A 245-nucleotide genomic window follows, 5' to 3' on the forward strand; every position below is an offset into this window, starting at 1 on the left:
GTTTTTATTACTGCCGCTACCTTTAATATTGTTACTATTAAAACCCGCCGCCAATGATGCCAACACGCGTCTGCGCATTCCAAGTTTTGCATCACATAATTTAAGCAATCAAAGCATAGAGCCAAGTGCGCGTAAATTGAATATTATTGAGTGGTTGCTGTGGTTATTATTAGTGACCGCATCAGCAAATCCAACGTGGTTAGATGAGCCCATATCGCTACCCAACGAAGGCCGCGATATAATGC

At 42.4% G+C, this 245-nt stretch carries 1 pseudogene; it reads left to right on the forward strand.

Annotation, left to right across the window (positions count from 1 at the left end):
- Positions 1-245 (forward strand): annotated as a pseudogene (locus tag AAEZ02_RS23255) (IMP dehydrogenase); the annotation flags it as partial.

It is taken from the genome of Shewanella sp. T24-MNA-CIBAN-0130, assembly GCF_040310185.1.
GTDB lineage: Bacteria > Pseudomonadota > Gammaproteobacteria > Enterobacterales > Shewanellaceae > Shewanella > Shewanella psychromarinicola.